The organism is Serratia sp. TSO36, from assembly GCF_057808395.1.
Genome location: NZ_JBJZOU010000006.1, coordinates 244,246 through 270,553, shown reverse-complemented (window position 1 = coordinate 270,553; position 26,308 = coordinate 244,246). Strand labels below are relative to the sequence as shown.

The following is a 26,308-nucleotide window of genomic DNA, read 5'->3' as shown; positions in this document are numbered from 1 at the left end:
TAAGCTAGTGTCAGCTGTCAATTCTCCCACATTGGAATCCCATGACCAAATACAGCCTGCGTGCGCGCATGATGATCCTGATTCTGGCCCCGACCTTGCTGATTGGTTTGCTGCTCAGCACCTTCTTCGTGGTGCACCGCTATAACGAGCTGCAGGAGCAACTGGTCGACGCCGGCGCCAGCATCATCGAGCCGCTGGCGGTGGCCAGCGAGTACGGCATGACGTTCCGCAGCCGCGAATCGGTCAGGCAGTTGGTCAGTCTGTTGCACCGCCGCCATTCGGACATCGTGCGTTCGATCACCGTGTTCGATGCGCAGAACAATTTGTTCGTCACCTCCAATTATCACCACAACTTCGCTCAGCTGCAGCTGCCGAAAGGCGTGCCGTTGCCCACTGAGCTGATGCTCACCCGACGCGGCGATTCGCTGATCCTGCGCACGCCGATCCTGTCGGAAAGCCAGTATCCGGATGAAACCGCCGACGGCGGTAGCCACCCCGACAACAACCTGGGCTATGTGGCGATCGAGCTGGATCTGCAGTCGGTGCGGCTGCAGCAATATAAAGAGGTGTTCGTCTCCACCCTGCTGCTGTTGCTGTGCATGTGCATCGCCATCCTGTTCGCTTACCGGCTGATGCGCGACGTGACCGGCCCGATCCGCAACATGGTGAATACCGTCGACCGTATCCGCCGCGGCCAGCTCGACAGCCGCGTGGAGGGCTACATGCTCGGCGAGCTGCACATGCTGAAGAACGGCATCAACTCGATGGCGATGTCGCTGACCGCCTATCACGAAGAGATGCAGCAGAACATCGATCAGGCCACCTCCGACCTACGTGAAACCCTGGAGCAGATGGAGATCCAGAACGTCGAGCTGGATCTGGCGAAAAAACGCGCGCAGGAAGCGGCGCGCATCAAGTCCGAATTCCTGGCCAACATGTCGCACGAGCTGCGCACCCCGCTCAACGGCGTGATCGGCTTCACCCGCCAGATGCTGAAAACCGATTTGAGCGCGACCCAGACCGACTATCTGCAGACCATCGAACGCTCGGCCAACAACCTGCTGACCATCATCAACGACGTGCTGGACTTCTCCAAGCTGGAGGCCGGCAAGCTGGTGCTGGAGCATATTCCGTTCGCCCTGCGTGAAACGCTGGACGAAGTGGTGGTGCTGCTGGCGCCCAGCGCCCACGATAAGGGGCTGGAGCTGACGCTGGATGTGCACAACGACGTGCCGGAGCAGGTGATCGGCGACTCGCTGCGCCTGCAGCAAATCATCACCAACCTGCTGGGCAACGCCATCAAGTTCACCGAAACCGGCAATATCGATATTCGCGTCGAGCTGCGCAAACGGCTGGATCGCCGGGTGGAAGTGGAAGTGCAGATCCACGACACCGGCATCGGCATCTCCGAACGCCAGCAGTCGCAGCTGTTCCAGGCATTCCGTCAGGCAGACGCCAGCATCTCTCGGCGCCACGGCGGCACCGGGCTGGGGCTGGTGATCACGCAAAAGCTGGTGAAAGAAATGGGGGGCGATATCTGCTTCCACAGCCAGTTAAACCGCGGCTCGACCTTCTGGTTCCACATCACGCTGGATCTGAACGAGGGCATGCTGTCGCTGGCGCCGAGCCTGCCGGATCTGAACGGCAAAACGCTGGCCTATATCGAGTCCAACCCGACGGCGGCGCAGGCGACGCTCAACATGCTCAGCGTCACGCAGCTGGTGATCACCCACTCGCCAACGCTGGCCCAGCTGCCGCCAGGCCACTATGACTTCCTGCTGGCCGGCGTGCCTATCCCGTTCCGCGCCAATATGGCGCAGCACGAGGACAAATTGCTGGCCTCGCTGAAGCTGGCCGATCGGGTGATTCTGGCGCTGCCGTGCCAGGCGCAGATCGACGCCGAGCTGCTTAAACAACAAGGCGCGCTCGGCTGCCTGATCAAGCCGATCACCAGCACCCGACTGTTCCCTCTGCTCAGGATGGAGACACCGACACGCCTCACCGCGCAGCCTGAGCGTAAACGCCTGCCGCTGACGGTGATGGCAGTTGACGACAACCCGGCCAACCTGAAGCTGATCGGCACGCTGCTGGGGGAACAGGTAGAAAAAACCCTGCTGTGCGAGAGTGGCGAGGAAGCGCTGGCGCTGGCGCGCGACAACGTGCTGGATCTGATCCTGATGGACATTCAGATGCCGAAGATGGACGGCATTCACGCCAGCGAGCTGATCCGCCAGCTGCCGCATCACAACTCCACGCCGATCGTCGCCGTTACCGCCCATGCCGCCAGCGGCGAGCGCGAGCACCTGCTGCAGGCCGGGATGGACGACTATCTGGCCAAGCCGATCGACGAGAAAATGCTGACCCGCGTGCTGTCGCGCTACCACAGCGGCGACGTGGAAAACGCCGTCGCCGACGACGCGCCGCTGTCGCTCGACTGGCCGCTGGCGCTGCGTCAGGCGGCCAATAAACCGGATCTGGCGCGCGATCTGCTGCAAATGCTGCTCGATTTCCTGCCACAGGTGCGCGAGCGGGTGCAAGCGCTGCTCGACGGCCAGCATGACGACGAGATCCTCGATCTGGTCCATAAGCTGCACGGCAGCTGCAGCTACAGCGGCGTGCCGCGCCTCAAGCAACTGTGTTTCTACCTCGAGCGGCAGCTGCGCCAGGGCGTCACCAACGACGAGCTGGAGCCGGAGTGGCTGGAGCTGTTGGATGAGATTGAACTGGTGATCCACGCGGCGCGCGCGCATCTGACGCAACCGGCCTGAATCCTCAGGCCATAACGCAAAAAGGCACGCCGCAGCGTGCCTTTCTTTTTAACGCCAGACGCCTATCACTGCGCCAGCAGGTACAGCTGGCTCTCGCCGCGCTGGATATTCAACGCCAGCACCGACGGCTTGCTGTCGAGGATTTTACGCAGCTCGCCCAGGTTCTGGATCGGCTGCTGGTTCACCCCCAGGATCACATCGCCCTTTTTCAGGCCGATACGCGCCGCGGCGCTGCCGGCTTTCACGCTGTCCACCTTGACGCCCTTCACATTGCCGGCCTGGGTGTTGCTCAGCTCGGCGCCTTCGATGCCGGTGTAGATATTGCCCGAGGCCACCTGAGTCTGCGCGCTTTGCTCCAGCGTGACGTCAATCGTCACCGGTTTGCCGTCGCGAATAATGCCCAGCGACATCTTGCTGCCTACCGGCAGCGTGCCGATCTCCGCCCGGAACGAGGCGAAGCTGGAGATGGCCTTGCCGTTCATGGTGACGATCACGTCGCCGGCCTTGATGCCCGCCTTCGCGGCGGAAGACTTCGGCATCACCTGGCTGACGAAGGCCCCGCGCTGCGCGTCGACCTTCATCGCCTTGGCCAGCTCAGAGTTCAGCTCGGTGCCCATGATGCCCAGCTCGCCGCGTTTCACCTGGCCATATTCGACCATTTGCGCCGTCAGGTTTTTCACCATGTTGCTCGGAATGGCGAAGCCGATACCGATGTTGCCGCCGTCCGGCGCCAGGATCGCGGTGTTGATGCCGATCAGCTCGCCGTTCAGGTTAACCAGCGCGCCGCCGGAGTTACCGCGGTTGATCGCCGCATCGGTCTGGATGAAGTTTTCGTAGTTTTCGATATTCAGGCCGCTGCGCCCCAGGGCGGATACGATGCCCGAAGTGGCGGTTTCACCCAGCCCGTACGGGTTGCCGATCGCCACGGTGTAATCGCCGACGCGCAGCCGATCGGAATCCGCCATCTTGATCGCCGTCAGATTCTTGAAGTCTTTCAGCTGGATCAACGCGATATCGGATCGCGGATCCTTGCCGATCACCTTGGCGTCGAAACGGCGGCCGTCACTCAGCTGCACCTGGATCTTGTTGGCGTTGTCCACCACGTGGTTATTGGTCACCACATAGCCCTTGGCGGCATCGATGACCACCCCGGCGCCCAGCGCCTGGAATTTCTGCTGCGTGCCCTGCGGCTGGCCATCCGGCCCTGGCTGTTCGCCGCCCTGACACATCGGCGAGCCCTGGAATGGCGAACCGTCCTGGCAGAACGGCGAATCTTCGCCGAAGAACTGTTGGAACTGCTGCGGCATGCGCGGCGTATTGACCGTGGTGCTGCCCTCAACGTTAATGCTCACCACGGAAGGCATCACCTTTTCCAGCATCGGCGCCAGGCTCGGCAGCTGTTGGGTGCTGGATGAGGCGGTTTCAGCGGCGCTGGCCGTGACCGGGCCCATCGCCATACCGATACTGAATGCCAGTGCGCTCAGAACTAATGCGGTTTTTTTCATCTGTGTGTCTCTTATAAAGTCGTTCAAAAAGAATGGCCGTCTTGCGTGCTTATTCAGAGTTAATTAATAGCCCGAAGTTCCGGCACAGATGATTGGCAATAGTAAACAAATATTGTCCGTCTTTACAAAAGTCGAGACAGCCAACCGGTTGGAATTGCTGACAATTATTCTTCAGTTGAATTATTCCGCCGCCATCAATCGACGATATTCATCATAGGCGTAAAGGTCGGTCATTCCGCTGATATAGTCCTGCAATAAACGGGCGCGGAAATAATATTCCCGAATGGCTTGCTGCTCCGGCGATAAATGCTGCAGCCCCTCTACCGCCTCCGCATACGCCAGCCGATGCTTGGTGGACAGCTTGTGGAACAGGCGCGTTTCGATCGGGTAAGCGCGGTGACTGTCCTCGCGCACCAACTGGCTGAAGTCCGCCAGTGACATCGCCAGCAGCGGGCTGTAAATGTCCAGCAGGCCGCTGATCACCCGGTAGCCTTGCAGCTCGAGCTGCTCGACCTCCGGGTGGTTGAACACGTGCTTGAACGCCACATTTTTAAATATTTTCAGCAGCCGGTACGCCGGGCTGGAATCCTCCAGCAGCGCCTGATTGAAATTGCCCTGATAGACCGCGTCCAGATTGTCGATAAAGCGTTGCGCCGCATGCGGCACCAGCCGCGCCACGGTAAACACCCGCAGATACATGAAGAACTGATCTTCCGCGCTGCGCCGCGCGCCGCCGCGATCGATCTTGCGAAACGCGCTGGCGACGGTCTTGTCGAACAGATCGCCCGGCGCCACTTCGCCCCACTCCTGAATCAGGTGCTGATACAGCTGCTCGACGGTGAAAATGCTCTTCTCCACCGCGTCTTCCAGATCGGCCACGCAGTACGAGATATCGTCGGCGGCCTCCATGATATAGGTCAGCGGGAAACGATCGAACTCGCCCATGTGCAGCTCGCGCCGCAGCCGATCGACGAAGGCCTCTTCCGCCAGATAGTAGCCGGGCTTTTTCATCAGGTAACTGTGGCTGGCGGGGATGTCGCTCGCCCAGTAGGCCGGGCGGGTGTATTTCAAAATGCAGCCGACCTGCGCGTAGGTCAGGTTGAGCTTCAGCAGGCTGTACACCATGCGGATCGCCTGGGCGTTGCCCTCGAAGTGGCTGAGATCCTGACGGATCCGGCTGCGCAGCCGGTTCAGATCGCTCTCCCCTTCATGCAGGCGCAGCGTCGCCACCTGGCAGCGATCGTGGCTGCCCGGCTCGCTGCCGCAGCTGCCGGGATCGAGCCGTTGGGCGAACCAGTCGTTGATCGCCGACTCGCCGAAGTGACCGAACGGCGGGTTGCCGATGTCGTGCATCAGGCAGGCCATTTCCACGATGCTTTCAAACGGATCGAGCAGCCGGGTGAGGCCGAGCTCATCAATTCTCCCCGCCTGTTTGAAGCGGTTGAGGATCTCTTTGGCGATGTGGCGCCCGACCTGCTGCACCTCCATCGAGTGCGTCAGGCGGCTGCGCACCGCCGCGTTGCGCTCCAGCGGAAACACCTGGGTTTTTTGCTGCAGACGGCGAATGGCGGCCGAGTTGACGATGCGCCCGCGATCGCTCTCGAACTGCCGCACGATGTCGTACTCTTCCTCGGCCTCGATCGGTTTGCTGAAAGGCCGTTGGAAGCTGATTTTTTGCTTGAAGTCGATCCCGGACATCTGTTTCTCCGCCGTTGCGCCCTGCCCCCGTGATAACAATTCCCGGCGGCGGATGCAACGCATTATCTCTCTCACACAGCCATGATAGACTATGCCGCAATTCTCACGGCCAATCAGCGAGTGTTATTTATGAAAGTAGGCATCATCGGCGCAATGGAGCAGGAAGTCACCCTGCTGCGCGATCAAATCGAAAACCGTCAAACCATCCAGCGCGCGGGCTGCGAAATCTACACCGGCCAGATCGGCGGCGTTGAGGTGGCCCTGCTGAAATCCGGCATCGGCAAAGTTTCTGCGGCCATGGGCACCACCCTGCTGCTTGAACACTGCAGCCCGGATCTGGTGATCAACACCGGTTCCGCCGGCGGCTTGGCCAGCACCCTGCGCGTGGGCGATATCGTGGTGTCGGAAGAAGTGCGCTACCACGACGCCGACGTCACCGCTTTCGGCTATGAGCCGGGCCAGATGGCCGGCTGCCCGGCGGCGTTCGTCGCCGACGACGTGCTGATCGCGCTGGCGGAAGGCTGCATCAAACAGCTGGATCTGCACGCGGTGCGCGGCCTGATCTGCAGCGGTGACGCCTTCATCAACGGCGCCGAGCCGCTGGCGCGCATCCGCGCGACCTTCCCGCGCGTCGCCGCCGTGGAAATGGAAGCCGCGGCGATCGCCCACGTCTGCCATCTGTTCGGCACGCCGTTCGTGGTGGTGCGCGCCATTTCCGACGTCGCCGACAGCGAGTCGCACATGAGCTTTGACGAGTTCCTGGTGGTAGCGGCCAAACAGTCCACGCTGATGGTCAACGCCATGCTGCAAACCCTGGCCAAGCGCGGTTGATGTGAGGCTGCGCTTTACCTCGATGCTCTGTTTATTGGCGCTCTGGCTGGCCATGCCGGCCGGCGCCGCTCAGCGGGTGATCAGCCTGGCGCCCAACGCCACCGAACTCGCCTATGCCACCGGCATGGGCGATGTGCTGGTGGCGGCGAGCGCCTATTCCGATTATCCGCCGCAGGCCGCCAGGCTGGAGCAGGTGGCCTCCTGGCAGGGCATCAATCTGGAGCGGGTGCTGGCGCTCAAGCCAGATCTGATCCTCGCCTGGCGCGGCGGCAATCCGCAGCGCGTGCTGGATCAGCTCGCCGCGTTCGGCATCCCGATCTTCTATGCGGACGCCGACAATCTCGAAGGGATCGCCGGCTTGCTGGATAAGCTGGCGCAATACAGCCCGCACCCGGAGCAGGCGCATCAGGCGGCGGAAGGCCTTCGCCGCCAGTTCGCCGCTCTCAAACAACAGTATGCCGCTAACCCAGCGCGGCGCGTGCTGCTGCAGTTCGGCACCCAGCCGCTGTTCACCAGCGCCGGCGCCACATTGCAAAGCCAGGTGCTGGCGCTGTGCGGCGGGCAGAACGTCTTCGCCGACAGCCGCACCCCTTGGCCGCAAATCAGCCGCGAGCAGGTGCTGGCGCGTCAGCCGCAGGCCATCGTCATCACCGGCGGCGCGAAAGAAGCCGCCAATGTGAAAGCCTTCTGGGCGCCGCAGCTGCAGGTGCCGGTGATCGCGCTGAACGAAGACTGGTTCAACCGCGGCGGGCCGCGCATCCTGTTGGCGGCGCAGCAGCTGTGCCGCCAGCTGGCGGAGATCCGCTGATGCTGGTGTTCTGGTTGGATATTCTCGGTACGGCGGTGTTCGCCATCTCCGGCGTACTGCTGGCCGGCAAGTTGCGCATGGATCCGTTCGGCGTGCTGGTATTGGGCGTGGTCACCGCGGTCGGCGGCGGCACCATCCGCGACATGGCGCTGGCCAACGGCCCGGTGTTCTGGGTCAAGGATCCCACCGATCTGGTGGTGGCGATGATCACCTGCGTCTTGACGCTGCTGCTGGTGCGCCAGCCGCGCCGTCTGCCGCAGTGGGTGCTGCCGGTGCTGGACGCCGTCGGGCTGGCGGTGTTCGTCGGCATCGGCGTCAACAAGGCCTTCGCAGCCGGCACCGGCCCGCTGGTGGCAATCTGCATGGGGGTGATCACCGGCGTCGGCGGCGGCATTATCCGCGACGTGCTGGCGCGCGAGATCCCGATGATCCTGCGCACCGAGATTTACGCCACCGCCTGCATCATCGGCGGCATCGTGCACGCCACGGCGTTTTACACCTTCAGCATGCCGCTGCAACAGGCCATGATGCTGGGCATGATCATCACCCTGGCCATTCGGCTGGCGGCCATCCGCTGGCACCTCAAATTGCCCGCCTTTATTCTCGAACGCTGAGCCGTCGCCCTGTGGGGCGGCGCTTGGCAACGCCGCATTTGGTGATTTATTAGACTAAAAACGGGCTTGGTGGTATTATTTTCACCCAATAAATAGCGTAGTGACGATGTAAAATTCTGTTATCCGCAGGTTAATCCCCTCCCCGCGCTGTTAAACCTTTTTAACTTTTTGCCGATAAGTCATCACAAGATTGCTTACGGATGGCTATTCCCGCAATGATGAAAAAAATCCTGCTTGCCTGCTGTGGCGCCCTGCTGAGTGGCGCCGCGCATGCCGATGCCGTCAGCGGCCGGATCGGCGTTACCCTGACCATTGAACCGCAATGCGCCGTGCGCCTCGAGGCCGCCGCCCCACGGGCCGAATGCAGCCATGCGGCGGCGCAGCCGAACATTACCCGCCAACCGGCGCTGGAGAACGGGGCGGAAGTGATCCTCGTGGAATGGTAGGCATAAAAAAACCCGCCGGCCGTAAGGCGAGCGGGTTGATATTCTGACAGGCAAACTCAGATGCTGAACGACGAACCGCAACCGCAGGTGGTTTTGGCATTCGGGTTGGTCACCACGAAGCGCGACCCTTCCAGCCCTTCGGTGTAGTCCACCGAGCCGCCGACCAGATACTGCAGGCTCATCGGATCGACCACCAGCGCCACGCCCTGCTTCTCGATGGTCATGTCGCCATCGTTGACCTTGTCGTCAAAAGTGAAGCCGTACTGGAATCCGCTGCAGCCGCCGCCGGTAATGTAAACCCGCAGCTTAAGGTTCGGATTTTCTTCGTCAGCAATCAGGAACTTAACCTTGCTTGCTGCTGCCTCGGTAAATTGCAGGGGCAGTGCCGTTTGATCACTCATACTCTTTACTCCCAACATTGTTCAGCATCAGATCGCTACTATGGCTGCCTGATTAATATTAACGATTATCCGATACCTGAGTGTTGCGTTCAAGTATTCACCGCATTTGTTGTATTTTCCTTACCTGTTTTCTCCGCCGCTTCCCGCGCCAGCTGCGCCTCCTGCCTTTGCAGCGTGCGGGCCAGGATCGACGAATACAGCGGCTTGCCGCCGAGCAGCTGCGCCACCACCGTGGCGCCGAGGCAGGTGATGATCATCGGTAAAATGAGTTGGTAGTTGTCGGTCATTTCCAGCACCAGCACGATGCCGGTCAGCGGGGCGCGCACCGTGGCGGCGAACAGCGCCCCCATGCCGGCGATGGCGAAGGTGCCCGCCTCGATGCCGTACTGCGGGAACAGATGCGCCCCCGCCAGCCCGAAGGCGGTGCCGAACAGCGTACCCAGCGCCAGCATCGGTGCGAAGATGCCGCCCGGCGCGCCGGAGCCGAAGCACAGCAGCGTGGTGAAGATGCGGGTGATAAAGATAAACATCAACATGCCAACGCTGTAATTGCCCGCCGCGGCGATCGGGATCAGCCCAAAGCCGCCGCCCGCCGCCTCCGGCTGGATCAGCCCCAGAATGCCGCACACGCCGCCGAGCAGCCCGCCCATCAGCAAGACATTGCGCATTCTGCCGCCGTGCAGGCGCGCAAACATATCCTGAGTGCGGAAGATCAGCGCGTTGAATCCCACGCCCACCGCGCCGAATATCGCCCCCAGCACCAGATAGAGCCACAGGGTATTAATGGGCGCCGAAGAAAGTTTGTCGACCGCGATCACCGAGCCCTGGCCGTTAAACAGCTGGAACACCACGCTCGACATGATCACGCCGATAAACACCGCTTTAATCGAGATCAGGTTGTAGCGGAACTGCGGCCGCATCTCTTCGATGATGAACAAGATGCCGGCCAGCGGCGCGTTGAACGCAGCGGACAACCCGGCGGCAGCCCCGGTCGCCAGCAGCGTATGACGCGCCTCGGCGCCGCGAATGCGCAGCACGTCCAATACCATGCGCCCGACGTTGCCGCCCATTTGCACCGTGGGCCCTTCGCGCCCCAGCACCATGCCCGCCCCCAGCGTGCCCATGCCGCCGATGAATTTCACCGGGATAACGCGCCACCAGCGCACCGGCCGCAGCTCCTCCAGCGCGCCTTCGATCTCCGGAATGCCCGAGCCGCCCGCCTCAGGGGCAAAGCGCCGCACCAGGTAATAGCCCAGCGCCGCCAGCGCGGCGGACAGGATAAACGCCAGCGGCCACACCAGGATCCAGGAGTCGGCGACCTGCGCCAGCGAAGCCAGCCGCTGCTGCTGCACCCACTCCACCGCCTTATCGAAGGCCACGCCGAGCAAACCGGCCAGCGTCCCCACCAGCGCGGCCATCACCAGGATCGCCACCGACGTTTTATCGCGGCGAATAAACTGACGCACCGCATCGCTGCGGCTAAGACGCGGGCTCAACGTCCCGACTGGCTGTGATTGTGATTCCGTCATCGCGAGTAATTCGTTAGGTAATTTGTAATACAAATAGGCAAGGCGGTTATTCTACCCCAACCCGGCGGCGGGCGCTGCCGTTAATGGTATCTGACTGTGATCGTTTCATAACGCGGCGCTCTCCTCTAGAATAGCGCGGTCAAATCATTCAAAAGAGAATCCAGGAGCCGATTTATGAGCCTACACAGCAAGTCCGAAAGTCTGTACGCCCAGGCGCAACAGTTGATCCCCGGCGGGGTGAACTCTCCGGTGCGTGCATTCACCGGCGTGGGCGGTGTGCCGCTGTTTATCGAGCGGGCAGACGGGGCTTATCTGTTCGATGCCGACGGCAAGGCCTATATCGACTATGTCGGTTCCTGGGGGCCGATGGTGCTGGGGCACAACCACCCGGCGATCCGCGACGCGGTGATCGAAGCGGCGCAGCGCGGCCTGAGCTTCGGCGCGCCGACCGAGATGGAAGTCAAAATGGCGCAGCTGGTCACCGAGCTGGTGCCGACGATGGATATGGTGCGCATGGTGAACTCGGGCACCGAAGCCACCATGAGCGCCATCCGCCTGGCGCGCGGCTACACCAACCGCGACAAAATCATCAAGTTCGAAGGCTGCTACCACGGCCACGCCGACTGCCTGCTGGTGAAAGCCGGTTCCGGCGCGCTGACCCTCGGCCAGCCGAACTCACCGGGCGTGCCGGCCGATTTCGCCAAGCACACCCTGACCTGCACCTATAACGACCTGGATTCGGTGCGGGCCGCCTTCGAGCAGTACCCGTCCGAGATCGCCTGTATCATCGTCGAGCCGGTCGCCGGCAACATGAACTGCGTGCCGCCGCTGCCGGAATTCCTGCCGGGCCTGCGCGCGCTGTGCGACAAGTACGGCGCGCTCTTGATCATCGATGAAGTGATGACCGGCTTCCGCGTGGCGCTGGCCGGCGCACAGTCCTATTACGGCGTCGAGCCGGATCTGACCTGCCTCGGCAAAATCATCGGCGGCGGCATGCCGGTGGGCGCCTTCGGCGGCCGCCGCGACGTGATGGACGCGCTGGCGCCGACCGGCCCGGTCTACCAGGCGGGCACCCTGTCCGGCAACCCGATCGCCATGGCGGCGGGCTATGCCTGCCTGACCGAAGTGTCGCAGGTGGGCGTGCACCAGACGCTGACCGAACTGACCGAGATGCTGGCCGCTGGCCTGCTGCACGCGGCGCAGGAAGAGAATATCCCGCTGGTGGTCAACAACGTCGGCGGCATGTTCGGCCTGTTCTTCACCGACGCGCCGGCGGTCACCTGCTACCAGGACGTGATGCTGTGCGACGTGGAACGCTTCAAGCGCTTCTTCCACCTGATGCTGGAAGAAGGGGTGTATCTGGCGCCGTCCGCCTTCGAAGCGGGCTTCATGTCCGTGGCGCACAGCAAGGAAGACATTCAGCGCACCATCGACGCCGCGCGTCGCTGCTTCGCCAAGCTGTAATCCCGGCCGAATGGCCAAAAAAACGGGCGCCTCGGCGCCCGTTTTGCTTTTCGCTGCCGCTTAAAGCAGCGTGCCGTAAATGGTCAACAGCGCCACCACCACCACGATGATCATCGTCACCTTGCGAGCCAGCGTCACCGCCGCCCGCGGCGTTTGCACCGGGTCCATATGCGGATCGCGCGCCAGCGAGAACTGCGCCAGCCGCGTCAACACCTGATACGACGACGAATGCCGATCCCCCAGCGAGGCGAACCAGGCCGGCAGCGCACGCTCGCCGTGGCCGAACAGCGCGTAAGCCACCCCAGCCAAACGCACCGGGATCCAGTCCAGCCAGTTCAGCAGATGATCGATACCCGACTGCGAACGCTCCAGCGGCGTATTGTGGCGCGCCAGCCAGGTTTGATAGGCGCGCAGGAAGGCATACCCCGCCAACGCGATCGGCCCGTAAGGCCCAAAGACCACGAACCAGAACAGCGGCGCCAGGTAATAACGGAAGTTAATCCACAGCAGCGCGTTTTGCAGCTCGCGCAGGCGCAGCTCTTCGCTGCAGTCCACCGGCAAACCGTGGATCAACGCCAGCTCTTCCGCCATCTGATCGCTGGCGTGGGTATCGCCCTGCCGCGCCGCTTTCAGGTAGGCGCGGTAGTGTTTGCGCTTGATGCCGGCGCCGACGCACAGCAGATCGATGACGATCCACAGCAGCAGCGTCACCACGCCGAAGAACAACCCGTGCGACAGCCACAGAACGCCCCAGACAATCACCATCCAGGCGGCGGTCATCGCCAGCGTCTGCGCCAGCGAAACCCGATGCAGCCGCTGAAACACCACTTCGAGACGGTGGTCCAGCTGCCAATGTTCTCCCAGCTTAAACAGGCGCTCCCAGGCTAAAACCAGCAACAGCGTAAACAGCGTCATTAGCGATTCCTCTCCCTTTTTCTTGTCTCAAGCATAGCGTCGGCGGGCGCGCCGCGTTGTTCCAGAGATGCCAGATAGCGATCCCAATCGAACGCCGGCCCGGGATCGGTCTTGCGGCCGGGGGCGATATCGCAATGCCCGGTGATATTGGCCGCCAGCGGCGGATAATGTTCGGCCAGCAGCGCGGTGACCGCCTGCAGCGTGCGGTATTGCGCCTCGGTGTAGGGTAACTGATCGGTGCCTTCCAGCTCGATGCCGATGGAAAAATCGTTGCACCGATCGCGCCCCTGATACAGGGAAACGCCCGCATGCCAGGCGCGCTGGTCGAAGGGCACATACTGCACGATCTCCCCGTCGCGGCGGATCAGACAGTGCGCAGACACCCGCAGCTGATGGATCTCGGCGAAATAGGGGTGCTGCGCGGGATCGAGGGTGCCGGTAAACAGCTGGTCGATATAGGGGCCGCCGAATTCGCCGGGCGGCAGGCTGATGTTGTGGATGACCAGCAGCGAGGGGGGCTCGTCATCCGGGCGCCGATCGCAGTGCGGCGAGGCCACTCGCGTCACCCCGATAATCCAGCCATTTTCCAACTGCATCAGACACCTCTCTGCGGTGGTACTTATTCCTGCAACAGAGTAGCATGTTCCCCTACGATCTAACCGTCCATTTCGGAGTTTTCCATGCCGACACGCCGCTACAGTGCCGACAGTCGCCGCACCGAGCTTCTTGAACGAATTGAAAGTGATATTCCCTATGCCGTCGCCCAGGCGCTGCGCGAAGACTTGGGGGGTGAAGTCGACGCCGGGCGCGATATTACCGCGCAATTGTTACCGGCGGACAAGCAGGCCGAAGCCACCGTCATCACCCGCGAAGCCGGCGTATTCTGTGGCCGCCGCTGGCTGAATGAGGTCTTTATTCAGTTGGGCAACCAGGTGCAGGTGGAGTGGCTGGTGGCGGACGGCGACCGTCTGACGCCGAACCAACCGCTCTGCCGGCTGCGCGGCCCCGCGCGGGTGATGCTGACCGGCGAGCGCACCGCGCTGAACTTCGTGCAGACGCTCTCCGGCGTGGCGACCGAGGTCAGCCGCTACGTGGCCCTGCTGGAAGGCACCCGGACTCGCCTGCTCGATACCCGCAAGACCCTGCCCGGCCTGCGCACCGCGCTGAAATACGCCGTGCTGTGCGGGGGTGGCAGCAACCATCGGCTGGGCCTGTCCGACGCCTTCCTGCTCAAGGAAAACCACATCATCGCCTCCGGCTCTATCAAGAACGCGGTGGAAAAAGCCTTCTGGCTGCACGCCGACGTGCCGGTGGAAGTGGAAGTCGAATCGCTCGATGAACTGCAGCAGGCGCTGGACGCCGGCGCCGACATCATCATGCTGGACAACTTCAGCGTCGAGATGATGCGCCAGGCGGTCGCCCAAACCCAGGGCCGCGCCCAGCTGGAAGTATCCGGCAACGTCACCAGTGAGACGCTGCGCACCTTCGCCGAGACCGGCGTGGATTACATTTCAGTCGGCGCGCTGACCAAGCATGTGACCGCGCTCGATCTGTCGATGCGCTTCAAATGATCCCCTCGCCCCCGGCCGCTGCCGGGGGCGTTACCGTAAAATTGCGAAGCCCCTCGCACCCTTTTATTCACCGCTGCAAACAACGTCATTACTGATGGAAGCGCGCCGAGAAACGCGCAAAAGCCCCTCGCCGTGCCCCCGCGCAAACCGCTACCGTTGCCTTCCACACCCTTATGGAGGAGACAACGCATGGAAACGCAACGCGGCTTTACCCTGATAGAACTGATGGTGGTGATCGCCATCATCGCCATCCTCAGCGCCATCGGCATTCCCGCCTACCAGCGCTACATCCAGAAAGCGGCGATGACCGACATGCTGCAAACCATGTCGCCGTACAAACTGGCGGTCGAGCTGTGCGTGCTGGACGAAGGCGCCCCCACCGGCTGTGAAGCCGGCAGCAAAGGCATTCCCACCGGCGGCACGTCGCGTTACGTCAGCGGGGTGAAAGTCGTCAAAGGCGTGATCACGCTGACCGGCACCCAAACGCTGCAGGGGCTGGCGGTGGCATTAACCCCCAAAGTGAACGCCGATGGGCTGACCCGCTGGAGCCGGCTGTGCAGCAGCGAAAACGCAACGCTGGTTGAAGTGTGCCAGGAAGTCTTCCGCTTCGACAACGCAGCGGAGTAACGGCGATGAACGCGCAAATCAGCGAAGAAGTTCACGCCCTGTGCCGGCGCTATCAGGCGCTGGCGCTGAACGAAGATCCGACCACCCTGACGATCGCGCTCAACGAAGAGGCGCCGCAAGGGCTGCTGGCGGCGCTGCGTTTCGCCACCGGCAAGCGCATCCATCTGGAGCAATGGCCGGCGGCCAGGCTGGAGCAGGCGCTGAACCAACGCCAGGAACCGCTACCGGCGCCGCTGGCGGCCGAAGAAGACAGCGCCGACATCGCCTACCCCGACGACGGCGACGCGCCGGTGGTGCAGTTCATCAACCAGACGCTGCGCCTGGCCATTCAGCGTCGCGCCTCGGACGTCCACTTCGAGCCCTTTCGGCAGCATTTTCGCATTCGCCTGCGCATCGACGGCGTGCTGCAAACCCTCGCCTCGCCGTCACCCCAGCTGACCGCACGCCTCATCGCCCGGCTGAAGATCCTCGGCCAGCTGGATATCGCCGAGCGCCGTCAGCCTCAGGACGGGCAGCTCAGCCTGACGCTGGACGGCGCGCGCTATGCCATGCGTATCGCCACTCTGCCGACGCTGCACGGCGAAAAGGTGGTGCTGCGCGTTCAGCAGGGCGAACAGCAGGAGCTGCCGCTGGATCAACTGGGCATGAGCCGAGCGGACCTGGCGCGCTACGCGGCGGCGCTGGCCTGCCCGCAAGGTTTGATCCTGGTGACCGGCCCGACCGGCAGCGGCAAGACGGTAACACTGTACAGCGGTCTGCGCCAGTTGAACGATGCGCAAAGCAACCTGTGCAGCGTCGAAGATCCTGTCGAGATCCCGCTGTTCGGCGTCAATCAGACCCAGATCAACGCCAAAACCGAGCTGAGCTTCGCCCGGGTGCTGCGCGCCCTGCTGCGCCAGGATCCGGATGTCATCATGATCGGCGAGATCCGCGATGCGGAAACCGCCGAGATCGCGGTTAAGGCCGCGCAAACCGGCCATCTGGTGCTGTCGACGCTGCATACCAACTCCACCGGCGAAACCCTGACGCGCCTAATGCACATGGGTATCCCCGGCTACCTGCTCGCCGGCTGTCTGAAACTGGTCATCGCGCAGCGGCTGGTGCGCAGGCTGTGTCGCCACTGCCGCTACCCGCACAGCCAGCCGACGCATTTTCCTGCCTCGGTCTGGCCGGAGCCGCTGCTCGCCTGGCGCGCCGACGGCTGCGAGCATTGCTTCGGCGGCTACTACGGGCGCATCGGCGTGTATGAGCTGTTGCCCATTACGCCGGAAATACAGGCGGCGTTGCTGGCGAACGCCTCTCCCAGCCGGCTGGCGGATATCGCCCGCGAACAGGGGCAGCTTTCGCTGCTGCAGGCGGGCCTGACGCTGGCCAGTGAAGGCGCGACCTCGCTGGAAGAGCTGTACCGCGTGATCGACGTCGCCCAGCTCGGCGTAACCGCGCCATGAAAGCGCGCCGGCTGTTTCTGTGGCAGGCTTTCGACGCCCAGGGTGCCCTGCGCCACGGCGAACTGATGAGCGATGAAAAACGGCAGGTGAGCCGGTTACTGATTGAGCAAGGTATGCAACCCTGGCGGATCGGGCACGGCAAACGCGTCACGCCCGGCCAGTGGCGCGGAGAACCTTTGATCCACTTCACCCGCCAACTCGCCACCCTGCTGCAGGCCGGGTTGCCGCTGGTCAATACGCTGCAGCTTCTGGCGGCAGAGCACCCTTCGGCGGCCTGGCGTTGCCTGTTGCGCCAGTTGGCAGAACAGGTGCGCGAAGGGCAGCCGCTCTCCGAAACCCTTGCCGCGCAGCCAGGCGTTTTTCCACTTATCTATCGCCAACTGATCGCCATCGGCGAGCTAACCGGCAATCTCGATCGCTGCTGCCTGCAGCTGGCGCAGCAGCAGGAAGCCCAATTGCTGCTGCGCCGCAAAGTGACCAAAGCGCTGCGCTATCCCCTCTTCATCTGTGCGGTGGCGCTGCTGGTCAGCGTGCTGATGCTGGTGATGGTGCTGCCGGAATTCGCCAAGGTTTATCAGTCGTTCGATGCGCCGCTGCCCTGGTTTACCCAAGGGTTATTGGGGTTGTCCGCACTGCTGATCGCCGTTGGCCCCTATTTGGCGCTGCTGCTCGGCGCGTTGCTGTTCGGCTATTGCCGCTGGCTGCATCCGCGCCCGCCGTGGCGCCGACGTGAGCAGGCCGCCTTGCTGCGCCTGCCGCTGATCGCCCGGCTGGTGAGCGGCGGCGCGCTGAGCCAAACCTTTCGTATTCTGACCATGACCCAACGCGCGGGGCTGACGCTGGTGGAAGGCTTGAACGCGGCGGCGCTGGCGGCCGACCATCTGCTGTACCGGCAGGCGCTGGAGCAGGTGCAGCGGCAGCTCGCCGAAGGCGAGGCGTTTCATCACGCCCTCGCCCTGCAACCGCTGTTTCCGCCGCTGTGCCGGCAGCTGGTGCGGGTGGGCGAAGAATCGGGCTCGCTGGACGTCTTGCTGGATAAATTGGCGCAGTGGTACGAACGGCAGACGCACGAGCTGGCCGATACGCTGGCGCAAACGCTGGAGCCGCTGCTGATGCTGGTGGTAGGCGGGATCGTCGGTGCTTTGGTGGTCGCCATGTACCTGCCTATTTTTCAACTGGGCAGCGTGCTGGGATAAAAAAGAGGATAGCGGGCGCCGCGGTGCGCTGCGCCCGAATGCAAGGTGCGGCTTATTTGCTGCCGAAGACGCGGTTTTCCTGCTCCGCCACGCGGATAAAGGTGGTGCGCTTGGTCAGCTCTTTCAGGCGCTCGGCACCAACGTAGGTGCAAGCAGAGCGCAGGCCGCCGAGGATATCGCGCACGGTAAACTCCACCTCGCCGCGCAGCGGCAGCTTGACGGTTTTGCCTTCGGCCGCGCGATACTCCGCCACGCCGCCGACGTGGCGCTTCATCGCCGACTCGGAGCTCATGCCGTAGAACAGCATGAACTTTTCGCCGTTCTCTTCCACCACGGTGCCTTCACACTCGTCGTGGCCGGCCAGCATGCCGCCCAGCATCACGAAGTCAGCGCCGCCGCCGAAGGCTTTAGCGACGTCGCCCGGCACCGAGCAGCCGCCGTCGCTGACGATTTGGCCGCCCAGCCCGTGGGCCGCATCGGCGCATTCGATCACCGCCGACAGCTGCGGGTAGCCCACGCCGGTCTTCACGCGGGTGGTACAGACTGAACCCGGGCCGATGCCGACCTTAACGATGTCGGCACCGGAGAGGATAAGCTCTTCCACCATCTCGCCGGTCACCACGTTGCCGGCGCAGATCACGTGATTCGGGCAGGCTTCGCGCGCTTTCTGCAGGAAGGCGACGAAGTGTTCAGAGTAGCCGTTGGCCACGTCGATGCAGATGAATTTCAGCGCCGGAGACAGGGCCAGGATCTGCTGCATTTTGGCGAAGTCGGCTTCGGAGGTGCCGGTGGACACCATCACGTGGCGCAGCACCGATTCCGGCATGCGCTGCACGAAGTCAGCCCATTGCTCGACGCTGTAATGTTTGTGTACGGCGGTGAGAACGTCGAAAGAAGCCAGGGCCTCGGCCATGCGGAAGGTGCCCACCGTGTCCATGTTGGCGGCGATAATCGGCACGCCGGACCAGCTGCAACCTGAATGCTTGAAGGTAAACTGACGTTCCAGTTCAACCTCGGAACGGCTTTTCAGCGTGGAGCGCTTAGGGCGGATCAACACGTCTTTAAAGCCCAACTTCAAATCTTCTTCAATACGCATGACTTCTGATTTCCTGGTTAATGGCGACGGATCGCAAGGAGGATATTCGAACCTCTGCCCGACGGCTTTCCAGTGACGCAAAAAGACGGCGGCGAGATTAATGCCAGTTCCAGTGACGCTATCATACGCGCTAATAATCGCCGAACAAGACTGCGAATTCGCCTTTATTTACGCTACAATCCGACAAATTTACCTGCATAATCGCAGTGTGATTGCCCGCTCATTTTTGCCGTGCCGCTGCGCTTTTTCTCGCCGCCCGAACGGGGCCGACGCGCAAGCGCCGCCTGCCGACTTGCACTTCTGCGCGATCGCTTTATGATTCGACTATTATTTTTTTATGAACATCGGATGCACCTAACACCATGGCCTACATTGTTGCGTTGACCGGGGGCATAGGCAGCGGCAAGACGACCGTCGCGAACGCCTTTGCGCGCCACGGCGCAACCCTTGTCGATGCCGACGTGATCGCCCGTCAGGTCGTCGAGCCGGGCACCCCTGCCTTGGCCGCGATCGCCGAACGATTTGGTAATGAAATGTTGCTGCCGGACGGCGCGTTGAACCGCGCTGCGCTGCGTCAGCGCATCTTTAGCCATCCCGATGACAAAACCTGGCTGAACCAGCTGCTGCATCCGCTGATACACCGTGAAACCCAGCGCCAACTGGCGCAGGCCGCCAGCCCGTACGCGCTGTGGGTGGTGCCGCTGCTGGTGGAAAACGGCCTGCAGGATCGCGCCGATCGGGTGCTGGTGATCGACGTCGACGCCGAAACCCAGCTGGCTCGCACCATCGCGCGCGACGGCGTCAGCCGTGAGCAGGCGCAAAGCATTCTCGCCGCCCAGGCCACGCGCCGGCAGCGCCTCGCCGTGGCGGATGACATTATTGACAACAGCGGCGCCGCTCAGGGGATAGAGCCACAGGTCGCCGCACTGCATCGTCGCTACCTTGAACTGGCGGCAACAGCGCCCCAACAGGATTAAACTGCATGAGTGATGTTTCCCCAACCGTTCTCTTTGAACACCCGCTGAACGAAAAAATGCGCACCTGGCTGCGCATCGAATTTCTGCTGCAACAGCTGCACGGCCAACGCGCCCTGAGCGAAACCGCCATCGCCCTCACCTTCTTTCGCACTGTCTCCGACTTGCTGGACGTGCTGGAGCGCGGCGAAGTGCGCACCGAACTGCTCAAAGAGCTGGAGCGCCAGCAGCAAAAACTGCTGGCCTGGGCCGATGTGCCGGGCGTGGACATGGCGCTGATCGATCAGTTGCGCGGCCAGTTGAAGTCGCGCGCATCGGCGCTGATGGCGGCGCCGCGCCTCGGTCAGGCGTTGCGCGAAGACCGGCTGATCGGCCTGGTGCGTCAACGGCTGAACATTCCCGGCGGCTGCTGCAGCTTCGATCTGCCGACCCTGCACATGTGGATGCACGCGCCGCAGCAGGATCGCGACGCCGACGTCGCCACCTGGCTGCAGTCGCTGGATCCGCTGAACCAGGCGCTGACCATGGTGCTGGATCTGATCCGCCAGTCCGGGCCGTTCCGCAATCAAATCAGCTTGAACGGCTTTTTCCAGGACAACGCCGAAGGGGCGGATCTGCTGCGCCTGCGCCTCCATCTGGCGCCACAGCTTTATCCGCAGATTTCCGGCCACAAGACGCGTTATGCCATTCGTTTCCTACCGCTGGACAGCGAAAATGGCGTGGTGCCTGAACGCCTGACGTTCGAACTGGCCTGTTGTTGAACTTGTGAAAGAAAGCCTTCTCAGCACTGACAGAAGGCGTAAGGAACCGTTATGACGACCGTAGTAAAATGCCCAACCTGTGGCACCGGCGTGGTTTGGGGTGAAGTCAGCCCGTTCCGGCCGTTTTGCAGCAAGCGCTGCCAGCTGATCGATCTCGGCGAGTGGGCCGATGAAGAGAAGCGCATTCCGAGCAACAGCGATCTGTCGGAAAGCGAAGACTGGAGTGAAATGGACGATCGCTGATCGCCCACGGTTGGCCTGGCGGGCGTCAGGCCACGCTTGTCATTGCGCGGCGTTCGCCTGCGCCACCAGCAGTCGGATGATGCCGACGTTGGCTTCCGGGAATTCGTCTTCACGCAGATCCGCCTGTTTTACCCAGCGCATCGGTTGCCCCTCGCGGCCGAACGGCTCGCCTGCCCAGGCCTCCACCAGATAAAAATTCAGCGTCACGATGCGATCGCTGAAGCGATGCTCCACCACCTCCAGCAGCTCGGCACGTTCGGCTTCGATACCGGTCTCTTCCCGCAGCTCGCGGCTCAGCGCCTGTTCCGGCGTTTCACCCTGTTCGATCTTGCCGCCGGGAAACTCCCAGAACCCGGCCATGTGCGCGTCGGCGGCGCGGCGGGTAATAAAGATCTCCCGTTGCGCATTGCGGATGATGCCCACGGCGATATTCAAATGTTTCATCTCACCCTCCTGATGGGTGTCAAAAAACAGGGGCTCAGCAAGCTGACCCCCTGGTGTTATCGGTTAACCGCGGCCGGCATTACTGCAGGCGGCCGTGGCACTGCTTGTATTTCTTGCCGGAGCCGCATGGGCATGGATCGTTGCGGCCCACTTTACGCTCGGCGGTCGCCGGCGCGTTCGGATCTTCGGTCACCAGCGCGTTCTCGTCGTGGTGGCTCAACTGTTGGTGCTGCGCCAGGCGCTCGGCCTCTTCACGGCGCTGCTGTTCCAGCGCTTCCACCTCTTCCGGCATCCGCACCTGAACCTTGCTCAGCACGCTGATCACTTCATATTTCAGCGATTCCAGCATGGTGGCGAACATGTTGAAGGATTCGCGCTTGTACTCCTGCTTCGGATCCTTCTGCGCATAGCCGCGCAGGTGGATACCCTGACGCAGGTAGTCCATCGCCGCCAGGTGTTCTTTCCACAGGGAATCCAGCGTCTGCAGCATCACGCCCTTCTCGAAGTTGCGCATCATTTCGCTGCCGACCACGTCTTCCTTACGCTGGTACTGCTCTTTGGCGTTCTCCAGAATGCGTTCGCGCAGCGTCTCTTCGTGCAGCTCCGGCTCTTTGTCCAGCCATTGTGCGATCGGCATCTCCAGATCGAAGTCGTTCTTCAGGCGCTCTTCCAACCCCTGAATGTCCCACTCTTCTTCCAGCGACTGCGGCGTGATGTAGTTGTCGATGGTGCTCTTGAACACGTCCTCGCGGATGCTGGCGATGGTTTCGCTCACGTCGGACACGTCCAGCAATTCGTTACGCTGGCTGTAGATGGCGCGGCGCTGATCGTTGGCGACGTCGTCGTATTCCAGCAGCTGCTTACGGATGTCGAAGTTGCGGCTCTCTACCTTGCGCTGGGCGTTGGCGATCGCCTTGGTCACCCACGGGTGCTCAATCGCTTCGCCTTCTTTCATACCCAGTTTACGCATCATGCCGGACACGCGATCCGAAGCGAAGATACGCATCAGGGCATCTTCCATCGACAGGTAGAAGCGGGATGAACCGGCATCGCCCTGACGACCGGAACGGCCGCGCAGCTGGTTATCGATACGGCGCGATTCATGGCGCTCGGTGCCGATGATATGCAGGCCGCCCGCCGCCAGCACCGCGTCGTGGCGTTCTTTCCAGGCGGCTTTGATGGCTTCGATCTGCTCTTCGGTCGGCGCTTCCAGCAGCGCCACTTCGGCCTGCCAGCTGCCGCCCAGCACGATATCGGTACCACGGCCCGCCATGTTGGTGGCGATGGTCACCGCGCCGCTCTGGCCGGCCTGGGCGACGATATCCGCTTCCATGGCGTGGAACTTGGCGTTCAGCACCTTGTGGTCGATGCCCGCTTTGGTCAGTTCGCGGGAAACCACTTCGGATTTCTCGATCGAGATGGTGCCCACCAGCACCGGCTGGCCTTTGGCGGTACGCTCGCGGATGTCTTCGATGATGGCGCCGATCTTCTCTTTCTCGGTCATGTACACCAGATCCGGCATGTCCTTACGGATCATCGGACGGTTGGTTGGCACCACGATGGTGTCCAGCTTGTAGATCGAGCTGAATTCGAAGGCTTCGGTATCGGCGGTACCGGTCATCCCCGCCAGCTTCTCGTACAGACGGAAGTAGTTCTGGAAGGTGATCGAAGCCAGCGTCTGGTTCTCGTTCTGGATCTCCACGCCTTCTTTGGCTTCCACCGCCTGGTGCAGGCCGTCGGACCAGCGGCGCCCCTGCATGGTACGGCCGGTGTGTTCGTCGACGATGATCACTTCGCCATCTTTCACGATGTAGTCAACGTCGCGGGTGAACAGCACGTGGGCGCGCAGCGCGGCGGTAACGTGGTGCATCAGCATGATGTTGGTCGGCGAGTACAGCGACTCGCCCTCATCCATGATGCCGGCTTCCACCAGCATCTCTTCGATCAGGATCAGGCCGCGTTCGGTCAGGTGAACCTGGCGCGCCTTCTCATCCACCGAGAAGTGCCCTTCACCCTTGAAGGTGTCGGAGTCTTCTTTTTCCTGGCGGATCAGTTTAGGGATCAGCTTGTTGACCTTGATGTACATCTCGGAGCTGTCTTCGGCCGGGCCGGAGATGATCAGCGGCGTACGCGCTTCATCGATCAGGATGGAGTCCACCTCATCCACCAGCGCATAGTGCAGTTTGCGCTGCACGCGCTCTTCCGGGCTGAACGCCATGTTGTCGCGCAGGTAGTCGAAGCCGTATTCGTTGTTGGTGCCGTAGGTGATGTCGGCGGCGTAAGCTTCACGCTTGGCCGGCGCCGGCATGCCCGGTAGGTTGATGCCGATGCTCAGGCCGAGAAACTCGAACAGCGGACGGTTGTTTTCGGCGTCACGCTGCGCCAGATAGTCGTTGACGGTCACGACGTGCACGCCGCGGCCGCTCAGGGCGTTCAGGTAGGCCGGCAGCGTGGCGGTCAGGGTTTTACCTTCACCGGTGCGCATCTCGGCGATGCAGCGGTCATTCAGCACCATGCCGCCCAGCAGCTGCACGTCGAAGTGACGCATGCCGAACACGCGTTTGCTCGCCTCACGCACTACGGCGAAGGCTTCCGGGATCAGGCTTTCCAGCGATTCGCCCTTCTCCAGGCGCGCGCGGAATTCGTTGGTTTTCGCTTTCAGCTCATCATCGGACAGTTTTTCCATGTCCGGTTCCATGCGGTTGATCTGCTCAACCACTTTGCGCATGCGGCGCAGGGTACGATCGTTACGGCTGCCAAAAACTTTGGTTAATAATTTCACTAACATGATGTTTGATATCTCTGTCATGACGGCCTGATACGGCAGTCAACTTGCTATTATTTATGGTTTTTGTGCCCGAAGGGCGGAGTCAGACGAGCGCGGCAGGCCCGGCGCGAATGCCCTGTACCTGCGCCACCCACAGGCCGGTCTGGTGCCGTGCCAGCGTTGGCAGCACCTCAAGGTGGGTATGGCGAATGATGGTCGGCGGCTTCGGCTCGTGCGTCAGCAGCGCGTTGAGTGTGGACAGCAGCGCCAGTTGCGCCACCTGCAAAGGGGGTTCCGCTTCGGCTTCGCTCTCCTGCACCCGCGCATAAACCGCCTGCGGCGCCAGCGCGAAAGAAAGGTGACGAATGACGGTGCGCAGCGCATGTTGCTGCCAATAATCTACGCTGAAGGTAGGACGGCGGTGCGCGTCCTGCAGCAGGGCCAGGCTGTTGAAGGTGCCATTGGCCGCATTTTGCCGGTTAAGGCTGGACGACGTATTCGGCAGTGCGGCCTGATCGGGGGCGCCGGACAAACTGGAAGACGCGCCAAGCGTGGCCGCAACCATCCCTAACAGGAGATGGGGCCAGAAATAACGTCTGCCAAATTGTCGCCAACGATTTAGAATACCGATCACGAGTTTATAATCCGCCGGAGCCCATTATGCGCGATAGCCGTCCACAATTATTAGATGTCCTGTTCGACGACGCGTCTGCCGGCAGCAAAGGGCCGCTGCATAACGTCCAGCAACGCGCGGTGGCGCTGCTCAAGCTTAACCGTGCAGTGAAGGGCCTGTTGCCCGCTCCCCTGCATCCCTGGTGCCGCGTCGCGAATTTCCGACAGGGTATTTTAGTGCTCGAAACGGCAAATGCCAGCTGGATGATGCGCTTGCGCTACGAACAACCCGCTCTGCTGTCTGCACTACGAGCGCAAATTCTACCATCATTGTCGTCGATCGACATCAGGATTAATCCGGCCTTGATGGCGAAAGGCAGCCACCAGGTGCAAAACGCAGAGAAAGCGCCGGAAAAACCGGTGCCGATGCGGCATTTGAGTCTGGAAAGTGCGGAAGAGCTGAGAGGGTTGGCGAGCCGTAGCCCGGAGAAACTGCGCAAGATATTGGAACGGCTGGCTGCATTGGCCGGAGAGGGTACCAACACAACCAGTCGTGATAAGTAATCAGCGACACAGCTGCAAAACATCATACGGCATCACGAGCCTGAATGCTCAGGCTCTCAGAGGATGCGCCTGCCGTTATTCGCAGCAGCGGGCGAGGAATTCAGACCTTACGCCAATACGGTAGACGGTGCCTTGAATGCCAACGGCATTTCGGCTTCGTCCTGGAAGGTCACGTATTCCCACGCTTCCTGCTTGGCCAGCACGGCCTGCAGCAGTTTGTTGTTCAAGGCATGGCCAGACTTGTACGCGGTGAACGCGCCAATGATGTTGTGGCCGCACATGAACAGGTCGCCGATGGCGTCCAGCATTTTGTGACGTACGAATTCGTCTTCGAAACGCAGGCCGTCTTCGTTCAGCACGCGGTAGTCATCCACCACGATGGCGCAGTCGAAGCTGCCGCCCAAGGCCAGGCCACGGGACTGCAGGTATTCGATGTCGCGCATGAACCCGAAGGTGCGCGCGCGGCTGATTTGACGCACGAACGACTCAGCCGAGAAATCAAGACGATAGCGCTGAGAGCTGGCGTCGATAGCCGGGTGGTTGAAGTCGATGGTGAAGTCCAGGCGGAACCCGTTATGCGGGGACAGCTCGGCCCATTTGTCGCCATCTTCAACACGCACGGTCTCTTTCAGACGCAGGAATTTCTTCGCCGAGTTCAGTTCTTCGATGCCGGCATCCAGCAGCAAGAACACGAACGGACTGGCGCTGCCGTCCATGATTGGGATTTCAGCGGCGTCGACTTCAATGACGATGTTGTCGATGCCCAACCCAGCCAGCGCGGCGTTGAGGTGCTCAACGGTCGAAATACGCACGTCATGCTCATTCACCAGGCAAGTACAGAGCATGGTATCACGCACGGATTTTGCATCAGCCGGAAAATCAACCGGTGGATTCAAGTCAGTGCGACGATAGATGACCCCGGTATTAGCCGGCGCTGGGCGCATTGTCAGCGTGACTTTCTTGCCGGTATGCAAACCGACGCCAGTCGCCTGAACAATACGTTTTAATGTCCTTTGTTTGATCATC

Annotated in this window: 25 protein-coding genes; 14 read left to right on the top strand and 11 right to left on the bottom strand. The window is 61.9% G+C overall.

Features of this window, described 5'->3' with window-relative positions; translation table 11 throughout:
- The first annotated feature begins 41 nt into the window (after positions 1 to 41).
- Positions 42 to 2,768: a two-component sensor histidine kinase BarA gene (barA, locus tag ACK3CV_RS04280; protein ID WP_033637135.1), complete on the top strand. Its 2,727-nt coding sequence runs from the start codon at positions 42 to 44 to the stop codon at positions 2,766 to 2,768.
- A 65-nt stretch (positions 2,769 to 2,833) separates the two neighbouring features.
- Here the strand turns inward: barA and degP are convergent, their stop codons facing one another.
- Together degP and dgt are read right to left on the bottom strand one after the other, a co-directional pair.
- Positions 2,834 to 4,273, bottom strand: coding sequence for a serine endoprotease DegP (gene degP, locus ACK3CV_RS04275; protein WP_164039441.1), 1,440 nt, complete (start codon positions 4,271 to 4,273; stop codon positions 2,834 to 2,836).
- Positions 4,274 to 4,453: 180 nt separating this feature from the next.
- The gene (gene dgt, locus ACK3CV_RS04270; RefSeq protein WP_164039438.1) at positions 4,454 to 5,971 is read right to left on the bottom strand and encodes a dGTPase; all 1,518 of its coding nucleotides are present in this window, start codon (positions 5,969 to 5,971) and stop codon (positions 4,454 to 4,456) included.
- A 129-nt stretch (positions 5,972 to 6,100) separates the two neighbouring features.
- Here dgt and mtnN point away from each other — a divergent pair, with 129 nt between their 5' ends.
- The 4 genes from mtnN (at position 6,101) to ACK3CV_RS04250 (ending at position 8,670) form a co-directional block, all read left to right on the top strand.
- Positions 6,101 to 6,802: a 5'-methylthioadenosine/S-adenosylhomocysteine nucleosidase gene (gene mtnN / locus ACK3CV_RS04265; protein WP_164039436.1), complete on the top strand. Its 702-nt coding sequence runs from the start codon at positions 6,101 to 6,103 to the stop codon at positions 6,800 to 6,802.
- Between the two features lie 22 nt (positions 6,803 to 6,824).
- The gene (gene btuF / locus ACK3CV_RS04260) at positions 6,825 to 7,610 is read left to right on the top strand and encodes a vitamin B12 ABC transporter substrate-binding protein BtuF (RefSeq protein WP_489009806.1); all 786 of its coding nucleotides are present in this window, start codon (positions 6,825 to 6,827) and stop codon (positions 7,608 to 7,610) included.
- On the top strand, positions 7,610 to 8,224 hold the full coding sequence (locus ACK3CV_RS04255) for a TRIC cation channel family protein (RefSeq protein ID WP_033637131.1): 615 nt from the start codon (positions 7,610 to 7,612) through the stop codon (positions 8,222 to 8,224). Before btuF ends, ACK3CV_RS04255 begins: the two co-directional genes overlap by 1 nt.
- 200 nt (positions 8,225 to 8,424) lie before the next feature.
- Positions 8,425 to 8,670, top strand: coding sequence for a hypothetical protein (locus ACK3CV_RS04250; RefSeq protein WP_033652924.1), 246 nt, complete (start codon positions 8,425 to 8,427; stop codon positions 8,668 to 8,670).
- Positions 8,671 to 8,726: 56 nt separating this feature from the next.
- Here the strand turns inward: ACK3CV_RS04250 and erpA are convergent, their stop codons facing one another.
- Both erpA and clcA read right to left on the bottom strand, forming a co-directional pair.
- Positions 8,727 to 9,071, bottom strand: coding sequence for an iron-sulfur cluster insertion protein ErpA (gene erpA, locus ACK3CV_RS04245; protein ID WP_033649222.1), 345 nt, complete (start codon positions 9,069 to 9,071; stop codon positions 8,727 to 8,729).
- 89 nt (positions 9,072 to 9,160) lie between these two features.
- Positions 9,161 to 10,600 (bottom strand): H(+)/Cl(-) exchange transporter ClcA, encoded by a 1,440-nt coding sequence (gene clcA, locus ACK3CV_RS04240; protein WP_164039434.1) that lies wholly within the window; start codon positions 10,598 to 10,600, stop codon positions 9,161 to 9,163.
- Between the two features lie 174 nt (positions 10,601 to 10,774).
- On the opposite strand from clcA, the gene hemL reads away from it, so the two are divergent.
- Positions 10,775 to 12,064, top strand: coding sequence for a glutamate-1-semialdehyde 2,1-aminomutase (gene hemL, locus ACK3CV_RS04235; protein ID WP_164039432.1), 1,290 nt, complete (start codon positions 10,775 to 10,777; stop codon positions 12,062 to 12,064).
- A 60-nt stretch (positions 12,065 to 12,124) separates the two neighbouring features.
- Here hemL and ampE read toward each other — a convergent pair whose 3' ends face one another.
- Entirely contained in the window at positions 12,125 to 12,979 is an 855-nt protein-coding gene (gene ampE / locus ACK3CV_RS04230; protein ID WP_033631795.1) for a beta-lactamase regulator AmpE, read from the bottom strand.
- On the bottom strand, positions 12,979 to 13,575 hold the full coding sequence (gene ampD / locus ACK3CV_RS04225; protein WP_164039429.1) for a 1,6-anhydro-N-acetylmuramyl-L-alanine amidase AmpD: 597 nt from the start codon (positions 13,573 to 13,575) through the stop codon (positions 12,979 to 12,981). Before ampD ends, ampE begins: the two co-directional genes overlap by 1 nt.
- A gap of 84 nt (positions 13,576 to 13,659) precedes the next feature.
- Between ampD and nadC the strand changes: the two genes are divergently transcribed.
- The 4 genes from nadC to hofC all read left to right on the top strand — a co-directional run bounded on the left by nadC (position 13,660) and on the right by hofC (position 17,821).
- On the top strand, positions 13,660 to 14,550 hold the full coding sequence (gene nadC / locus ACK3CV_RS04220; protein WP_164039426.1) for a carboxylating nicotinate-nucleotide diphosphorylase: 891 nt from the start codon (positions 13,660 to 13,662) through the stop codon (positions 14,548 to 14,550).
- A 189-nt stretch (positions 14,551 to 14,739) separates the two neighbouring features.
- Positions 14,740 to 15,177, top strand: coding sequence for a prepilin peptidase-dependent pilin (gene ppdD, locus ACK3CV_RS04215; protein ID WP_041033285.1), 438 nt, complete (start codon positions 14,740 to 14,742; stop codon positions 15,175 to 15,177).
- A gap of 5 nt (positions 15,178 to 15,182) precedes the next feature.
- Entirely contained in the window at positions 15,183 to 16,625 is a 1,443-nt protein-coding gene (gene gspE / locus ACK3CV_RS04210) for a type II secretion system protein GspE (protein WP_164039423.1), read from the top strand.
- On the top strand, positions 16,622 to 17,821 hold the full coding sequence (hofC, locus tag ACK3CV_RS04205; RefSeq protein WP_164039420.1) for a protein transport protein HofC: 1,200 nt from the start codon (positions 16,622 to 16,624) through the stop codon (positions 17,819 to 17,821). Before gspE ends, hofC begins: the two co-directional genes overlap by 4 nt.
- A 52-nt stretch (positions 17,822 to 17,873) precedes the next feature.
- Here the strand turns inward: hofC and ACK3CV_RS04200 are convergent, their stop codons facing one another.
- The gene (locus ACK3CV_RS04200; RefSeq protein WP_015376656.1) at positions 17,874 to 18,917 is read right to left on the bottom strand and encodes a GMP reductase; all 1,044 of its coding nucleotides are present in this window, start codon (positions 18,915 to 18,917) and stop codon (positions 17,874 to 17,876) included.
- 362 nt (positions 18,918 to 19,279) lie between these two features.
- Between ACK3CV_RS04200 and coaE the strand changes: the two genes are divergently transcribed.
- Genes coaE through yacG form a run of 3 tightly spaced genes read left to right on the top strand, consistent with a single transcriptional unit; the run spans position 19,280 to position 20,895 of the window.
- On the top strand, positions 19,280 to 19,894 hold the full coding sequence (gene coaE, locus ACK3CV_RS04195; protein WP_033637119.1) for a dephospho-CoA kinase: 615 nt from the start codon (positions 19,280 to 19,282) through the stop codon (positions 19,892 to 19,894).
- Positions 19,895 to 19,899: 5 nt separating this feature from the next.
- Positions 19,900 to 20,652 carry a cell division protein ZapD gene (zapD, locus tag ACK3CV_RS04190; RefSeq protein ID WP_039568833.1) on the top strand — a complete coding sequence of 251 codons (753 nt, stop codon included), beginning with the start codon at positions 19,900 to 19,902 and terminating at the stop codon, positions 20,650 to 20,652.
- Positions 20,653 to 20,703: 51 nt separating this feature from the next.
- A complete protein-coding gene (yacG, locus tag ACK3CV_RS04185; RefSeq protein WP_004932737.1) occupies positions 20,704 to 20,895 on the top strand; it encodes a DNA gyrase inhibitor YacG in 192 nt (63 codons plus the stop codon).
- A gap of 39 nt (positions 20,896 to 20,934) precedes the next feature.
- On the opposite strand, the gene mutT is transcribed toward yacG, so the two are convergent.
- The 3 genes from mutT to secM form a co-directional block, all read right to left on the bottom strand.
- Positions 20,935 to 21,339 carry an 8-oxo-dGTP diphosphatase MutT gene (mutT, locus tag ACK3CV_RS04180; RefSeq protein WP_033652916.1) on the bottom strand — a complete coding sequence of 135 codons (405 nt, stop codon included), beginning with the start codon at positions 21,337 to 21,339 and terminating at the stop codon, positions 20,935 to 20,937.
- A 79-nt stretch (positions 21,340 to 21,418) separates the two neighbouring features.
- On the bottom strand, positions 21,419 to 24,127 hold the full coding sequence (gene secA / locus ACK3CV_RS04175) for a preprotein translocase subunit SecA (protein WP_033637114.1): 2,709 nt from the start codon (positions 24,125 to 24,127) through the stop codon (positions 21,419 to 21,421).
- Positions 24,128 to 24,209: 82 nt separating this feature from the next.
- Complete coding sequence (gene secM / locus ACK3CV_RS04170; protein ID WP_033649205.1) at positions 24,210 to 24,740, bottom strand: secA translation cis-regulator SecM; 531 nt, start codon at positions 24,738 to 24,740, stop codon at positions 24,210 to 24,212.
- 26 nt (positions 24,741 to 24,766) lie between these two features.
- Between secM and ACK3CV_RS04165 the strand changes: the two genes are divergently transcribed.
- Complete coding sequence (locus ACK3CV_RS04165) at positions 24,767 to 25,282, top strand: DUF721 domain-containing protein (RefSeq protein WP_033637110.1); 516 nt, start codon at positions 24,767 to 24,769, stop codon at positions 25,280 to 25,282.
- A 107-nt stretch (positions 25,283 to 25,389) separates the two neighbouring features.
- Here ACK3CV_RS04165 and lpxC read toward each other — a convergent pair whose 3' ends face one another.
- Entirely contained in the window at positions 25,390 to 26,307 is a 918-nt protein-coding gene (lpxC, locus tag ACK3CV_RS04160) for a UDP-3-O-acyl-N-acetylglucosamine deacetylase (RefSeq protein WP_025159644.1), read from the bottom strand.
- Position 26,308 lies beyond the last annotated feature (1 nt).

Bases quoted from the DNA above. Each gene is read 5' to 3' on its own strand.
- degP (WP_164039441.1), bottom strand. From the start codon at position 4,273: ATGAAAAAAACCGCATTAGTTCTGAGCGCACTGGCATTCAGTATCGGT.
- dgt (WP_164039438.1), bottom strand. From the start codon at position 5,971: ATGTCCGGGATCGACTTCAAGCAAAAAATCAGCTTCCAACGGCCTTTC.
- ACK3CV_RS04255 (WP_033637131.1), top strand. From the start codon at position 7,610: ATGCTGGTGTTCTGGTTGGATATTCTCGGTACGGCGGTGTTCGCCATC.
- ACK3CV_RS04165 (WP_033637110.1), top strand. From the start codon at position 24,767: ATGCGCGATAGCCGTCCACAATTATTAGATGTCCTGTTCGACGACGCG.
- clcA (WP_164039434.1), bottom strand. From the start codon at position 10,600: ATGACGGAATCACAATCACAGCCAGTCGGGACGTTGAGCCCGCGTCTT.
- ppdD (WP_041033285.1), top strand. From the start codon at position 14,740: ATGGAAACGCAACGCGGCTTTACCCTGATAGAACTGATGGTGGTGATC.
- secA (WP_033637114.1), bottom strand. From the start codon at position 24,127: ATGTTAGTGAAATTATTAACCAAAGTTTTTGGCAGCCGTAACGATCGT.
- hemL (WP_164039432.1), top strand. From the start codon at position 10,775: ATGAGCCTACACAGCAAGTCCGAAAGTCTGTACGCCCAGGCGCAACAG.
- hofC (WP_164039420.1), top strand. From the start codon at position 16,622: ATGAAAGCGCGCCGGCTGTTTCTGTGGCAGGCTTTCGACGCCCAGGGT.
- lpxC (WP_025159644.1), bottom strand. From the start codon at position 26,307: ATGATCAAACAAAGGACATTAAAACGTATTGTTCAGGCGACTGGCGTC.
- coaE (WP_033637119.1), top strand. From the start codon at position 19,280: ATGGCCTACATTGTTGCGTTGACCGGGGGCATAGGCAGCGGCAAGACG.
- gspE (WP_164039423.1), top strand. From the start codon at position 15,183: ATGAACGCGCAAATCAGCGAAGAAGTTCACGCCCTGTGCCGGCGCTAT.
- ampD (WP_164039429.1), bottom strand. From the start codon at position 13,575: ATGCAGTTGGAAAATGGCTGGATTATCGGGGTGACGCGAGTGGCCTCG.
- mutT (WP_033652916.1), bottom strand. From the start codon at position 21,339: ATGAAACATTTGAATATCGCCGTGGGCATCATCCGCAATGCGCAACGG.
- ampE (WP_033631795.1), bottom strand. From the start codon at position 12,979: ATGACGCTGTTTACGCTGTTGCTGGTTTTAGCCTGGGAGCGCCTGTTT.
- btuF (WP_489009806.1), top strand. From the start codon at position 6,825: ATGCTCTGTTTATTGGCGCTCTGGCTGGCCATGCCGGCCGGCGCCGCT.
- mtnN (WP_164039436.1), top strand. From the start codon at position 6,101: ATGAAAGTAGGCATCATCGGCGCAATGGAGCAGGAAGTCACCCTGCTG.
- zapD (WP_039568833.1), top strand. From the start codon at position 19,900: ATGAGTGATGTTTCCCCAACCGTTCTCTTTGAACACCCGCTGAACGAA.
- erpA (WP_033649222.1), bottom strand. From the start codon at position 9,071: ATGAGTGATCAAACGGCACTGCCCCTGCAATTTACCGAGGCAGCAGCA.
- barA (WP_033637135.1), top strand. From the start codon at position 42: ATGACCAAATACAGCCTGCGTGCGCGCATGATGATCCTGATTCTGGCC.
- ACK3CV_RS04250 (WP_033652924.1), top strand. From the start codon at position 8,425: ATGGCTATTCCCGCAATGATGAAAAAAATCCTGCTTGCCTGCTGTGGC.
- ACK3CV_RS04200 (WP_015376656.1), bottom strand. From the start codon at position 18,917: ATGCGTATTGAAGAAGATTTGAAGTTGGGCTTTAAAGACGTGTTGATC.
- nadC (WP_164039426.1), top strand. From the start codon at position 13,660: ATGCCGACACGCCGCTACAGTGCCGACAGTCGCCGCACCGAGCTTCTT.
- yacG (WP_004932737.1), top strand. From the start codon at position 20,704: ATGACGACCGTAGTAAAATGCCCAACCTGTGGCACCGGCGTGGTTTGG.